Below are 13,006 nucleotides of genomic sequence, written 5' to 3' on the forward strand. Positions count from 1 at the left end.
CGCCGGGTCATCTCGCATTCTGCACGCGGAATATCTGGAAGAGACATGGATCAAACTGTCGTTACCGAAATCCCTGACTGGGGTCCGTTCGGAAAGCCCCTCTTTGATGGCCCCCAAGCCCGAGCTCTGTCACGCGTGGGCGTGGTTGACGTCGGATCAAACTCTGTCCGGATGGTGATCTTTGACGGTGCCGCGCGCTCACCGGCTTATTTCTACAATGAAAAAGTGATGTGCGAGCTCGGCGCGGGCCTTTCAGACACGGGGCGGCTTAACCCAACGGGTCGCAAACGCGCCTTGGCCGCTTTGGGCCGGTTTGCCCAACTCTCCGATGACCTTGGCCTGCCCGGCCTGCATGTCGTCGCCACCGCAGCCGTGCGTGAGGCCGAAGACGGCCCCGAGTTTTGTGCCGAAGTCAAAGCCGAAACCGGCCTGACCGTATCGGTCATCAACGGCGATGAAGAGGCACGCCTGTCCGCGCAGGGTGTCCTGCTGGGATGGCCAGGTGCGTATGGGCTGATTTGCGATATTGGCGGGTCCTCAATGGAATTGGCCGAGATCGGAGACGGCGGTGTCGGTCGGCGCCTGACCTCGGCGCTGGGGCCGCTGAAACTGCGGGACATCAAAGGTGGGCGGCGTGCGCGCAAGGCACACATCAAGGTCACGATGGAGGATCTGCGCGACCAGATGGGGCCGCAACGAGATCGCCTGTTCCTAGTGGGCGGAAGCTGGCGAGCATTTGCGCGTCTGGACATGCTGCGTCGGGGTTATCCCCTGAACGTGCTGCATGAATATCGCATGACCACCAAGCAGGTGCGCGAGACCATTAAATTCATCGAAAAAGGTGACCCGGAAAAGCTGCGCAGCAAAGCCGGTGTGTCGGGATCACGGATGGCACTGATCCCCTATGCGATGGATGTGCTGGCACGCTTGATCCGCACGTTCAAACCCAAGGATATCGCCATTTCCAGCTATGGTATCCGCGAGGGTCTGCTTTACGAGCAGATGCCACAAAACCTCCGAGACCGCGATCCGTTGATCGAGGCGAGCCGTTTTTCCGAAGCCAAGGACGCCCGCCTGCCCGGTTTCGGAAAACATCTGCTCGATTTCGTGATGCCGCTGTTCAAATCAGCCCCACCCGCGCGCATCCGCCTGATAAAGGCGGCCTGTCTGTTGCACGACGTCAGCTGGCGCGCACATCCTGACTATCGCGCCGAGGTCTGTTTCGACTACGTCACACGTGCCAATCTGGGCGGCTTGAAGCACTCGGAGCGAGTTTATATCGGGCTGGCCCTGCAACACCGGTATCGCAACAAACGCGAGGGCAACCGGTTCACCGCACTGTACGAACTCCTAGACGAGAAAGACCAGAAACAGGCCGAGATTTTGGGAAAGGCCATGCGGTTTGGTGCTATGCTGTGGATGCAGAACGATGCGCCGATGGCGACTTTGAAATTTTACCCCAAGAAGCAACAACTGGACCTGTTCTTGCCAACTGCAGCACGCCCCCTGTTCAACGAAGTGGCCGAGGCACGGCTAAAGTCACTCGGCAACGCTTTGAAATCCGAGACTCGCGTCATCATCCTGGGCTAGATATCAAATCTCGGTTTCGCCCTCGGGCGGGCCTTCAGGGATCTCTGGCTGTATCTCTGGGTCCTGCGGCGGCTTTTTGCGGATAATTATATCGCCGTTAGGCAGGATCTCGGGTGCTTCATAGGCGCTCCAATCCTCAATCTCATCTGCCATCTCGGCCAAGGCGGGCCCCATTTCCGCAATAAATGACTGCATTGCAGGGCCAAACTGTTCGGCCAGGCCCAGCAGTTCATCCAATGCAGGCTCCATCTCCTGGCGCAAGCCTTCAAAGAACAGCTCTGCCCCCTGCTCTATCAGGGATTTGTTCCCCTCTTCCTCGGCAAAAGCCGGAAGGGCCATAGTGACGGTCAACGCGCAGATTGGAATGAAACGTTTCATATCGAAAATATAGGGCAACTGAAACGCGGTTGAAAGATCACAGCTCGATATCCAGAGTGACAGGGAAATGGTCAGACGCGGTTAGCAACGCTGCATGTAGATCCTGCGCATCACGGCAAGCCGGATCGCGAAACGGATGCCATATGCGCCAGTCCGGGCGACGATCCTTTAACCCATCGCTGATCATAATATAGTCCAGCAACGCCTCAAGATACCCGCGATCTTGGGGCCGATAAAAGCGCGCGGTCGACGGGCGTTCACCCGGTTCTGACCCAAAGGCCGTATCCGCGTGGGGGTCGAACAACCCCGATTGCAGCAGGATTTCAACCGATGAGCGACCAAACAAGTTTTCGAATTCGTCCAGCCCCGGACCATCGTTCAGATCGCCCATTAAGATCAACTGTTCATCAGCCGCCAGATGCGCCTTGATCCGCCTGCTCAGCCAGATCGCCTGAGCCAGCTGTTTCCGACGATTGGCGATCGAGATGCGGATCGCCGCATCGCGGGTTTCCGCCCCATGAGGCGCCTTTGACTTCAGATGCGCGCCAATAAGACGGAACCGTTCGCCTGCCTTGGTTTCAACTGCCAATTCCATCGGCGGCTTGGAAAACTGCACCTGATCCTCGGTTGCGTCGATGTCGAGGTCGATGTGAAACACCTGATCGAAACGCGGGGCCCGTTGGCCTCCGTCCTTTGGATCATGTCGCACCGTCAAAGAGTGCGGGTCGTACAGCAAGGCCAGTTCCTGATGCGTATCGTTGGCAAACCCCATCACGGCTTCGCTAGTGCGCAGATCGAATGCCTCGGCAAAGTTCTGCAGCGCACGGACCGTGTTCTGAGATTTCCCTGTGTTTGGCGCTTCGACAACCAGCACAGCATCCGCATCGATCGCCGTCAGAACCTTGGCGATAGCCTCGATCTGCTGCGCTTTGGTGACATCATGGCGACCTGACCAACTGTCATCGGCGATCAGTTCGTCATGACGATCAAACAGATTGGCGAACCACTCGATGTTATAAGTCGCGAGGCGCATGCCTCAGGCCTGCGCGCCGTTGATTTCGTCCCAGGCACGGTTGATGTCGATCATCTTCTTTTCAGCCAAACGTACGGCCTCTTCTGGGACACCACGTGCCAACATCGCATCGGGATGTGTTTCGCGCACAAGTTGCCGCCACACCTTGCGAATATCGGGCAGCGGCATGTCGCGAGGCACCCCAAGAACCGTGTAAGGATCGTTGGGCGCATCAGGTACAAAACGGGCACGCAAGGCCATGAACTGCGCATCGGTCTGGCCGAAAATATGGCTGACCTCTTCCAGAAACTCGTTTTCGTTGGGGTGATAGAACCCGTCCGCCATGGCGATGTGGAACAACCCTTCCATCAGGTCGCACAGCGTGGTGCTGTCTTCGGAAAACATGCGCGCGATCTTGCGGGCATAGTCCTGATATCCCGCAACATCCGTGCGGGCCATGTTGAACACACGCGCCGCGCCTTCCTCGTCATCACGCGCGATCTGGAATACGTCGCGGAAAGCGGTGACCTCATCTCGCGTCACTTGCCCGTCAGCCTTGGCCATTTTCGCGCCCAGTGCGATCACGGCGATGGTGAAGGCCACCGACCGTTCAGGTGGCGAGCGCAGCTTTTCAAAGACTGCGGTAAGGCTTTCACCCTGGGCAAGCGCGCTTAGCGCATCGGATATACGGATCCAGATCGACATGAGCGCACCCTAGCGTCCCAAATCGGGACTGTCAGGTGCAACCAAACCGTCTGTGGCAAGAATTTTCTGCATCAGCACAAGGTCCAGACGTTTCCCCCACTTGAACCCAACCTCGGGCATGCGTCCGACTTCGACAAAGCCCACAGCCGCGTGAAAAGAAACTGCCCCCGGATTTGCCGAAGAAATCCCCGCCACCAGCGCATAAGTTCCCTCTGCCCGGGCGGCGGCCTCAAGCGCCCGCATCAAAGCGCCCCCCGTACCTTGTCCGCGCGCGTCAATGGCCAGTTGGATGGTCAGCTCGCGGCACTGCGCGTATCCCGGACCGGATCGAAACGGACCATAGGTGGCAAACCCAAGAATCTGATCGTCCTGTTCCGCCACAAGATAGGCCGGACCACGCGCTTCGATGTCACGTGCAATGCTGTCCACGCTGCGTTCGTCGGTTGTGAAGGTTACCAACGTGTCGCGGATGATTGTATTGGTGATCGCAGCTATCTCTTTGGCATCCGCAGCTTTGGCTTGTCTGATTTTCATTCCAAAACGCGTTTCCCATGCGGTGTTTCGAACTCTGCCTGCAATGCGGCCGGGCCTGTGTCGAATACCACAGCGTCCATTTTGCCTAGCAGCTTGGCTAGCTCCAGCGCGTCCGGGTGAAAAACCACCAATCGACGCAAACGGCAGCCGCTATCCTGCAGCATATTTGCCGGATGCAAATCTCCGTGCCACTGAATAAGCGCCGGGAACAGATTGTCGAAGGGCAGACGCCCGTTTGGCGGAACCGCCATTTGCCAGCGTAACGCCCCGCGGGCCAGGTCGATCGGGTGGCCCACCCCATCCGGAAACACGGTCAACGAGGCTGAAATGTCCGGGACCCGGCATATCCAGTTGGTAAGGCGCGGCGCGCCCTTGAACCGGTCCAGATCGAACCATCTGGTTCTTTGCGGATTCGGTGCCTGTGGGTCAATCGCGATGGCCTCAAGATACAAGCCGTCTCGCAACCCCAACAAGCGGTTATATGTGCCGAATCTTTCATGCTTGCCGCCGTCCTGCAGCGGTACTCCCAATGCCTGTTCGACATGGGCAGACGCTTCTTCGAGCGTTTCACCCGCAACGGCCAGATGATCCAGTAACACGCGGTGCCTCCTATGAAAAACGACCAGACCCTTTCGGATCTGGTCGCATGTTTTCCCTAAAGGCGGTGGATCACAAGATTTTTCGACGAAAATCTTTGAAAGCCTCAGCCTTTCGCTTCACCGATCAGGCGCAGGATGTCCTGAGCGGCTTCTGGGATATTGGTGCCCGGGCCAAAGATCGCTTTGACGCCGTGATCATAGAGGAATTGATAATCCTGCTGCGGGATCACCCCGCCGCAGATAACAAGAATATCCTCGGCACCGGCTTTCTTCAGCTCTTCGACCAGTTGCGGTGCCAATGTTTTATGACCCGCTGCCTGCGACGAGATACCGATGACATGCACGTCGTTGTCCACTGCATCCTGGGCAGCCTCGGCGGGCGTCTGGAACAGCGGGCCAACGTCCACATCAAAGCCGATATCTGCAAAGGCCGTTGCGATCACCTTGGCACCGCGGTCATGCCCGTCCTGCCCCATCTTGACCACAAGCAGGCGTGGACGGCGGCCTTCGGCCTCGGCAAATTCTTCGATGGATTTCTGGATCGCTGCAAAGCCTTCATCGCCTTCGTAGGCCGCGCCATAGACACCGGCCAGCGTTTTCACTTCGGCGCGGTGGCGACCGAATTCTTTCTCCATTGCCATGCTGATCTCTCCTACGGATGCACGGGCGCGGGCGGCCTCAACGGCAGCAGCCAGCAGGTTTCCACCCTCGCGGGCGGTCTTGGTCAGAGCATCCAGTGCCGTTTGACAGGCGGCTTCGTCACGGGTTGCACGGATACGTTCCAATCGCGCGACCTGAGCTTCGCGCACGGCCACATTGTCGACGTCCAGAATGTCGATCGGGTCTTCCTGTTCCTTGCGGTACTTGTTGACGCCGACGATCACCTCGTCACCCCGGTCAATCATGGCCTGACGGCGGGCGGCGCTTTCCTCGATCCGCAGCTTGGGCATACCGCTGGCAACGGCCTTGGTCATGCCGCCCATTTCCTCGACCTCTTCCATCAAGGCCCAGGCTTTTTCGATCAACTCGTTGGTCAGGCTTTCGATGTAATACGAACCGGCCAGCGGATCGACCACATCGGTCACACCGGTTTCCTCTTGCAGAACCAGCTGCGTGTTCCGCGCGATACGGGCCGAGAAATCAGTGGGCAGCGCAATCGCCTCGTCCAGCGCGTTTGAGTGCAGAGACTGGGTACCGCCTAGAACCGCGCTCATCGCCTCATAGGCGGTGCGGATCACGTTGTTATACGGGTCCTGTTCCTGCAGCGACACGCCCGAAGTCTGGCAATGAGTTCGTAGCATTTTGGAGCGTTCGGATTTCGCGCCAAAATCCGTCATCACCCGGTGCCACAGCGTACGCGCGGCGCGCAGTTTGGCGATCTCCATGAAGAAGTTCATGCCGATGGCAAAGAAGAACGACAGACGCCCAGCAAACTTGTCCACGTCCATTCCGGCCTGAGTTGCAGCCCGCACATACTCACGACCATCAGCCAGCGTATAGGCCAGCTCTTGCACAAGGTTCGCCCCGGCCTCTTGCATGTGGTAGCCAGAGATCGAGATCGAATTGAATTTCGGCATCTCATTCGATGTGAATTCAATGATGTCCGAGATGATCTTCATGGAGGGTTCTGGCGGGTAGATATAGGTGTTGCGCACCATGAACTCTTTCAGAATGTCGTTCTGAATGGTGCCGGACAGAACAGATTTGTCGTGCCCCTGCTCTTCACCCGCAACGATGAAGCTTGCCAGAATAGGGATCACAGCGCCGTTCATCGTCATCGAGACCGAGACCTTGTCCAACGGAATGCCGTCAAACAGGATCTTCATGTCCTCAACACTGTCGATGGCCACACCGGCCTTGCCCACGTCACCAACCACGCGCGGGTGGTCACTGTCATAGCCGCGGTGTGTCGCCAAATCGAAGGCAACCGACACACCCTGCTGACCGGCGGCCAGATTGCGGCGATAGAACGCGTTCGATTCTTCGGCGGTCGAGAAACCCGCATATTGGCGGATCGTCCAAGGGCGGCCCGCATACATGGTCGCCTTCACACCGCGCGTGAACGGCCCGAACCCCGGCAACGATCCCATATGCGGCAGCTCAGCGGTGTCTTCCTGCGTGTAAAGAGGTTTGACGTCAATACCTTCCAAAGTCTCTTTGGTCAGGTCGTCCAACGGGCGTCCGCGCAGCTCTTTCTCGGCCAGCGCCTGCCAGTCTTTCGTATCAGTCATTGCGTATTCCTTTTCTCAATTCGGGTCGCGAACAGGCATTGCCTGCGCGTTTTAACGTTCGGTGCCGCGCGTCGCGGCAGGTGTAAACGCGTTATTTTGAAGCCTGCGTGCATTTCGCCAGTCGCATTCACCGGCGCAGAGGCTATATTCAAACGAACAGGAGGCCCTATGACACGAACGCTTGCCCTTGTTTTCTCGGCACTATTCCCGCTGGTCGCCATGGCGGCAGATGGGTCTGCGCCCGCCGATGAAGATTTTGTCCGCCCCGCTGGTGATAGCGAGCTGAGCGAATACTTATGGGTCAACCGGCCCATCGTCGTCTTTGCTGATACGCCTGCCGATCCGCGTTTCCGGCAGCAAATCGACATGCTTTTGGAAGGCGAAGAGGCCATGCGCGACCGGGATGTAGTCGTGCTGACCGATACCGATCCGTCCGCCCGATCTCCGATCCGGTCACAATTGCGCCCGCGCGGCTTCCAGATGGTGTTCGTCGACAAGGACGGCGTGGTCAAACTGCGCAAACCTTCGCCGTGGAGCACACGTGAAATCGGCCGTTCCATCGATAAAACGCCCCTGCGCGAACGCGAAATCCGCGAACGACGCGAGGGCGGCTGAGCGCTTTCGCCACGTCCAAAGCTCCCGGCGCGAACCGCCGGGAAACCATGGAGATATGGTGAAAACGCGATCATGATCACTCGAACTCGATGATCACGTCGTCCACGGCGAGGTTGTCGCCGGGGCCTGCGTTGACTTTGGACACGACACCTTTCTTCTCGGCGCGCAGGATGTTTTCCATCTTCATCGCCTCAACAGTGCACAGCGCCTGACCTTCCTGTACTTCCTGCCCCACTTCGACATCGATCTTCACGATCAGGCCGGGCATCGGGCACAGCAGCATTTTCGAAGTATCCGGCGGCAGCTTTTCGGGCATCATACGGGCCAGTTCGGCCTGACGCGTCGTGCGGACATGGACTTTGAGGTCTGCACCCCGGTTACGAATACGGAACCCGCCCGAGATTTTTCCGACCTTCAAAACCAGCGGACTGCCATCGACGTCTAGCACCGCCAAATGATCGCCCGGCGTCCAGTCCGAAGTGACCCGTACGGTATTGCCGTCCGACAACGTCACGGTTGACCCATCGCGATCCGCATCAATCTCAACCGCATATTCCTGCCCTTGCAGTGTGACGACCCAATCAGAGCCGACCTTGCGTTCATGATTGTCCATCCGGCCAGAAACGCGGGTGCGGCGAATCTCGGCCACGCGGTGCATGGCTGCGCAGGAAGCCGCGATGCGGCGCAAGTCGGCCTCGGACAGTTCAACGCCTTCGAAACCGTCGGGATATTCCTCGGCGATAAAGGCCGTGGTCATGTCCCCGCTGACGAATTTCGGATGGTCCATCACAGCCGACAGGAATGGCAGGTTGTGGCCGATGCCTTCGACCTCAAAGCTGTCCAGCGCTACGCGCATCGCCTCAATCGCCGCCTCGCGGGTCGGGGCCCAGGTGCATAGCTTGGCGATCATTGGGTCATAGTACATGCTGATCTCGCCACCCTCATAGACGCCGGTATCGTTACGAACGGCCGCCTCACCTTCGGGCGCTTCGCCTTGCCATTTGTCGTTCACCAGCAGAGGACCAGAGGCGATTTCCTGTGGCGGACGATAGCGAGTCAAACGGCCAATCGAAGGTAGGAAGCCGCGATACGGATCCTCGGCATACAGGCGGTTTTCGATGGCCCAGCCGGTTAGGGTCACGTCGTCCTGTGTGATCGACAGCTTTTCACCCGCCGCCACTCGGATCATCTGTTCGACCAGATCGACGCCAGTGATCAGTTCGGTGACCGGGTGTTCCACCTGCAGTCGAGTGTTCATTTCCAGAAAGTAGAAGTTCTTTTCGCCATCGACGATGAATTCAACCGTACCGGCGCTGGCATAGTCCACGGCATTGGCCAGTGCCACGGCCTGTTCGCCCATCGCCTTACGGGTCGCTTCGTCCAGGAAAGGTGACGGTGCTTCTTCGACCACTTTCTGGTTCCGACGCTGGATCGAGCATTCACGCTCGCCCAGATAAATCCCGTTGCCGTGGCTGTCGCATAGAACCTGAATCTCGATGTGACGCGGCTGGGTCACGAATTTTTCGATAAAGATCCGGTCATCACCAAACGAATTCGCGGCCTCGTTTTTGGACGACTGGAAGCCCTCGCGTGCCTCTTCATCATTCCACGCGATCCGCATGCCCTTTCCGCCGCCACCGGCACTGGCCTTGATCATGACCGGATAGCCGACTTCGTTGGAAATCTTGACGGCCTCTTCTGCGTCTTCGATCAGCCCCATGTAACCGGGAACGGTGGAAACACCGGCTTCTTGTGCGATCTTCTTCGAGGTGATCTTGTCGCCCATGCTTTCGATTGCCCGAACCGGTGGACCAACAAATGCAACGCCTTCGGCCTCAAGCGCCTCGGCGAATTTCGAGTTTTCCGACAGGAAGCCATAACCAGGATGCACCGCCTGGGCCCCACTCTGGCGAATGGCATCCATGACCTTGTCGATCACGATATAGGACTGGTTCGCAGGCGGCGGGCCGATATGCACCGATTCATCCGCCATCGACACATGCAAGGCGTTCTTGTCTGCATCCGAATAGATGGCAACGGTGCCGATACCCATCTTGCGGGCTGTCTTGATGACCCGGCAGGCGATCTCGCCCCGGTTGGCGATCAGGATCTTGTTAAACATGGAACGTCCTTTGTCTTGATGTTCTGAGAACGCAAAACGCCGCCGCAGGGAACGTTCCCCACGGCGGCGTGATGCGCGATGACGGTCGGGGCGACGCGCGCCCCGGAAAACCCGGTATTACCTACAGTTGTTTTGTGTTTTGCAGTACAGGACATTGCCTGCCGCGCCGACAACGGCACCGAACAATGGGTCCGCGCTGACAACAGCTGCTCCGACCGCGCCTGCGCCGCCGCCAAGCAGCGCTTGTTCGCCCGTCGTGTCGCCACAGGCGGCAAGACCTGCGCAGGTCGCCATTGCAAGAACGAGTTTCGAGATTCGCATGATATCTGCCCCTTTTGGATTCTTGATGCGTTCCGGGGCAGATGTCCGGTTTCGGCCTTGTTATTCAATAACAGGCAGTCCTGAACAGAGATTTGCGCAAATTTGTGCCGCTTTACGCCTGTATATTGCGCAAGGAAAAACGCGGGCAGGACTTTGTGAACATCACAAGCCTGCCCGCGGAAGGAAGGGGTACGGAATAGTAGGTGCTTGTGCGACGCAGGCAAAGTAGAGCCGCACGGCTTGGTCAGGTTGCTTGGCACAATCAAATGCGTAAACAACGTATTGTTTCCGGTCAGGATTCCGGCTGGAAATCGCCCATTGGGCGAATATGCGCGCAGATTCGTGCCGAGATCAGGTGCGGTTTTAAGTGAGAAACGCGAGGCCAATGCCGTCACGTTGCTGTTACTTTTCCTCAGCAATTGGTCTGTTTCTGCGCCTGCAACATCACGGGTTGCGGAAAAGGGCCTCAGAAATTCTCTTCTCAAACGCAAAGGGTTAACCGATCTGTTCACCATAGGGTGAAAACGGTTCGGAAATTTTGCACGTTTTCTTGAGAAACTAGGCGCTTTCCATCCCGTTCTCGTGATTTCCTTCAAGTTCCCTTGCGTGGAACGGTGCCCGTGCACACTCGCACACAAGGAAACATCCACATGATTGCAAAGAGAAAAACGGCGTTGCTGCTTGCCGTATCCGCGCTTGGCATATCCGGCGCGGCTGCTTTCGCCCAAGACGCCCAGACGCAAACGGAACTTGATGCCCTGCGTGCCCGCGTCGAGGCCCTCGAGGCCGCAAAACCCGGCGCTGGCACTGGCGATCTTCGAATCGGAAACACCACGCTTGATGTTTATGGGTACGTTAAGGCTGATTTCTTCTACGACACCGACTTTGAACTGGGCGACCTTGCCGATGCGACCCGAATTGGCGAGCCAGCAAACGCCACCAGCGGCACCTTTGGGGCCACCGTGCGCCAATCGCGCATCGGGCTTCGGACCAATACGCCGTCTGCCATCGGCGATATTGCGGGCCAGCTGGAACTGGACCTGTTTTCCGGCGGGACGGATGGGCCTGCTGAACTGCGCCTGCGCCACGCCAATATCCGCATTGGCGACAACTGGTTGATCGGTCAATACTGGACCAACTTCCAGCCGCTCGACACCTACCCGACAACCGTCGAATTCAACGGCCCCGTTGGCATTCCTTTCGCTCGCGTTCCTCAAGTGCGCTATACGAACACGCTGGGCTCTGACACAACCTTTGCGGTGGCGATCGAGGAGAACGTTGGCGGCTCGGATTCGAATGATCCCGTCCTGACCGGCTCCATCGAATACAACAACGGCACCTACCTGGCCCGCGCCTCGGCTTTGTACGGTAAGGCACAATCCGGCGCGGTCGAAGTGGATCAGACCGGCTATACCCTCTCGGCTGGCATCCGGCCCTGGCAAGGCGGTCTGTTTCAGGTCAACTATGTCGACGGCGAGGCTTTGGGCCCCTACCTGATCGCTGCCGGTGACGCCATCGTCAATGGACAGGCCAACGACGTGGATGGATTTACCGTGGAATTCCGCCAGGAACTGAGTCCCAAATGGAATGTCGGCATCGCCTACGGGCAAGAAAACTATGATCTGCCGACCTCGACCGGGACCCTGTCCTTTACCGAAGTTGAAACGATCCACGTGAACGCCTTCTACAAGGCGACCGACAATCTGACCCTTAGCGCCGAATTTTTCTACGGCGAACGAAACGACGCACCGACCGGGCGCACATTTGACAGCAATCGCATTCAACTGGCAGCCCAGTTGAACTTCTGACCGCACATTCCGGCCCTGCCCCGATGTGGGCAGGGTTCCGGGCTCTGACGGCACCACGAAGGTATGTGCGACAGCGGTTTGCACGATCAGCGCACCCCGTCGAAAATTTCGGGGAAGGAAATCCGGCCCACATTCGGATCAATTACCAAAAGCGCATCATAACTAGCCGGATCAAACGGATCTTCGGCCGGAATGACCTCGCGTTCGAAAAGCCAGCAAAGACGACCGGCATCCAAATTGCCCCGCTCAAACGGTTGGTCGCCAAAATGCGCCCACAGGGCTTCCATAAAGGCTGCATCCGCGCGCTTATCCGCGGGTTTACGATCTCGAAACCGCTCGCGGCGGGTCAGGGGCGTCACGCCTTTGGGATTGGCCCGACGAATGATGAACTGAAAGTCAGTACCCGGCAGGCGCCCGGGAAATCCGCGATGTTTCAGCATGGTTCCACCTCAGTTGCACAAGGGGTCATGGGGATCAGATATTCACATCCGTCACAGGATGATGTCATGGTGCGCACCTCCAAAGCCGCGTAGCTGTTCAGAAATGCCCTGACGAGATGAATAGAGGGATTCATGGTCAAAGCCCCTCCCAGATACACCGGGATTGTTCCAGCCGGTAGGCTTCAAAGAACTGCGTGGCATCATGGGATGTACGGCCAAATTCGATGGGTCGGTCAGACAGGGAAATGACCACCCGGGCGGCGTCCAGTTCGTATTTGGCCACATAGGTAACCGCCAGCGTCTGGCACAGATGTTCCATATCGACCGAGGCGACATCGTACCCGATCCGGCCAATATCCGAACCGATCTTGGGCGCAATAAAGCGAAACCGCACCCAAAGTTCACCGGGGTTGTTGTCCAGCAGAACGTCGCTCAGATGCACTGGCTGTCCGGACGGAACCGGCAACAGGTTTTCGGTATCAGCCAGAACGGGGACCGCAAAAATAGACAGTACAACAGCTAAGGCGCGATCCCGGACCCGCCTCAGGCGAGCTCCTCTCTCCGGGATCGCGCGCGCCTGGCTTTCGGCCCGCGCTGTTCTATGTCTGATTGGGCAACTCATTAGCAGTTGTGGCCTCAAAGTCAATTTTG

General features: G+C 58.0%; 13 protein-coding genes. 3 read left to right on the top strand and 10 right to left on the bottom strand.

Translation table 11 applies throughout. The features are described from left to right. The first annotated feature begins 45 nt into the window (after nucleotides 1–45). Entirely contained in the window at nucleotides 46–1,590 is a 1,545-nt protein-coding gene (locus AC2FGC_RS04850; protein WP_496781537.1) for a Ppx/GppA family phosphatase, read from the top strand. A gap of 3 nt (nucleotides 1,591–1,593) precedes the next feature. Here AC2FGC_RS04850 and AC2FGC_RS04855 read toward each other — a convergent pair whose 3' ends face one another. The 6 genes from AC2FGC_RS04855 to scpA form a co-directional block, all read right to left on the bottom strand. After that, nucleotides 1,594–1,968 (bottom strand): hypothetical protein, encoded by a 375-nt coding sequence (locus tag AC2FGC_RS04855; RefSeq protein ID WP_496724303.1) that lies wholly within the window; start codon nucleotides 1,966–1,968, stop codon nucleotides 1,594–1,596. A 37-nt stretch (nucleotides 1,969–2,005) separates the two neighbouring features. Further along, nucleotides 2,006–3,001: an endonuclease/exonuclease/phosphatase family protein gene (locus tag AC2FGC_RS04860; protein WP_496777970.1), complete on the bottom strand. Its 996-nt coding sequence runs from the start codon at nucleotides 2,999–3,001 to the stop codon at nucleotides 2,006–2,008. A 3-nt stretch (nucleotides 3,002–3,004) separates the two neighbouring features. Next, a complete protein-coding gene (locus AC2FGC_RS04865) occupies nucleotides 3,005–3,685 on the bottom strand; it encodes a molecular chaperone DjiA (protein WP_058275662.1) in 681 nt (226 codons plus the stop codon). Between the two features lie 9 nt (nucleotides 3,686–3,694). After that, nucleotides 3,695–4,219 (bottom strand): GNAT family N-acetyltransferase, encoded by a 525-nt coding sequence (locus AC2FGC_RS04870; RefSeq protein WP_496724297.1) that lies wholly within the window; start codon nucleotides 4,217–4,219, stop codon nucleotides 3,695–3,697. After that, nucleotides 4,216–4,818: a VOC family protein gene (locus AC2FGC_RS04875; protein ID WP_496724295.1), complete on the bottom strand. Its 603-nt coding sequence runs from the start codon at nucleotides 4,816–4,818 to the stop codon at nucleotides 4,216–4,218. The genes AC2FGC_RS04870 and AC2FGC_RS04875 overlap by 4 nt, the downstream gene beginning before the upstream one ends. 104 nt (nucleotides 4,819–4,922) lie before the next feature. Further along, nucleotides 4,923–7,049 carry a methylmalonyl-CoA mutase gene (gene scpA / locus AC2FGC_RS04880; RefSeq protein WP_496781538.1) on the bottom strand — a complete coding sequence of 709 codons (2,127 nt, stop codon included), beginning with the start codon at nucleotides 7,047–7,049 and terminating at the stop codon, nucleotides 4,923–4,925. Nucleotides 7,050–7,217: 168 nt separating this feature from the next. On the opposite strand from scpA, the gene AC2FGC_RS04885 reads away from it, so the two are divergent. Continuing rightward, entirely contained in the window at nucleotides 7,218–7,664 is a 447-nt protein-coding gene (locus AC2FGC_RS04885; protein WP_058275658.1) for a DUF4174 domain-containing protein, read from the top strand. 76 nt (nucleotides 7,665–7,740) lie between these two features. Here AC2FGC_RS04885 and AC2FGC_RS04890 read toward each other — a convergent pair whose 3' ends face one another. After that, nucleotides 7,741–9,786 (bottom strand): ATP-binding protein, encoded by a 2,046-nt coding sequence (locus AC2FGC_RS04890; protein WP_496781540.1) that lies wholly within the window; start codon nucleotides 9,784–9,786, stop codon nucleotides 7,741–7,743. A 117-nt stretch (nucleotides 9,787–9,903) separates the two neighbouring features. Next, nucleotides 9,904–10,107, bottom strand: a complete 204-nt coding sequence (locus AC2FGC_RS04895) for a hypothetical protein (protein WP_058275656.1) — start codon at nucleotides 10,105–10,107, stop codon at nucleotides 9,904–9,906. 650 nt (nucleotides 10,108–10,757) lie between these two features. Between AC2FGC_RS04895 and AC2FGC_RS04900 the strand changes: the two genes are divergently transcribed. After that, a complete protein-coding gene (locus AC2FGC_RS04900; RefSeq protein WP_496724289.1) occupies nucleotides 10,758–11,915 on the top strand; it encodes a DcaP family trimeric outer membrane transporter in 1,158 nt (385 codons plus the stop codon). Nucleotides 11,916–12,001: 86 nt separating this feature from the next. On the opposite strand, the gene AC2FGC_RS04905 is transcribed toward AC2FGC_RS04900, so the two are convergent. Then, nucleotides 12,002–12,355 (bottom strand): hypothetical protein, encoded by a 354-nt coding sequence (locus AC2FGC_RS04905; RefSeq protein WP_058276835.1) that lies wholly within the window; start codon nucleotides 12,353–12,355, stop codon nucleotides 12,002–12,004. A gap of 136 nt (nucleotides 12,356–12,491) precedes the next feature. After that, nucleotides 12,492–12,977, bottom strand: coding sequence for a DUF6497 family protein (locus AC2FGC_RS04910; RefSeq protein ID WP_496724287.1), 486 nt, complete (start codon nucleotides 12,975–12,977; stop codon nucleotides 12,492–12,494). Nucleotides 12,978–13,006 lie beyond the last annotated feature (29 nt).

Source organism: Ruegeria sp. CDSC054 (assembly GCF_059610645.1).

Bases quoted from the DNA above. Each gene is read 5' to 3' on its own strand.
- AC2FGC_RS04850 (WP_496781537.1), top strand. From the start codon at position 46: ATGGATCAAACTGTCGTTACCGAAATCCCTGACTGGGGTCCGTTCGGA.
- AC2FGC_RS04855 (WP_496724303.1), bottom strand. From the start codon at position 1,968: ATGAAACGTTTCATTCCAATCTGCGCGTTGACCGTCACTATGGCCCTT.
- AC2FGC_RS04860 (WP_496777970.1), bottom strand. From the start codon at position 3,001: ATGCGCCTCGCGACTTATAACATCGAGTGGTTCGCCAATCTGTTTGAT.
- AC2FGC_RS04865 (WP_058275662.1), bottom strand. From the start codon at position 3,685: ATGTCGATCTGGATCCGTATATCCGATGCGCTAAGCGCGCTTGCCCAG.
- AC2FGC_RS04870 (WP_496724297.1), bottom strand. From the start codon at position 4,219: ATGAAAATCAGACAAGCCAAAGCTGCGGATGCCAAAGAGATAGCTGCG.
- scpA (WP_496781538.1), bottom strand. From the start codon at position 7,049: ATGACTGATACGAAAGACTGGCAGGCGCTGGCCGAGAAAGAGCTGCGC.
- AC2FGC_RS04885 (WP_058275658.1), top strand. From the start codon at position 7,218: ATGACACGAACGCTTGCCCTTGTTTTCTCGGCACTATTCCCGCTGGTC.
- AC2FGC_RS04890 (WP_496781540.1), bottom strand. From the start codon at position 9,786: ATGTTTAACAAGATCCTGATCGCCAACCGGGGCGAGATCGCCTGCCGG.
- AC2FGC_RS04895 (WP_058275656.1), bottom strand. From the start codon at position 10,107: ATGCGAATCTCGAAACTCGTTCTTGCAATGGCGACCTGCGCAGGTCTT.
- AC2FGC_RS04900 (WP_496724289.1), top strand. From the start codon at position 10,758: ATGATTGCAAAGAGAAAAACGGCGTTGCTGCTTGCCGTATCCGCGCTT.
- AC2FGC_RS04905 (WP_058276835.1), bottom strand. From the start codon at position 12,355: ATGCTGAAACATCGCGGATTTCCCGGGCGCCTGCCGGGTACTGACTTT.
- AC2FGC_RS04910 (WP_496724287.1), bottom strand. From the start codon at position 12,977: ATGAGTTGCCCAATCAGACATAGAACAGCGCGGGCCGAAAGCCAGGCG.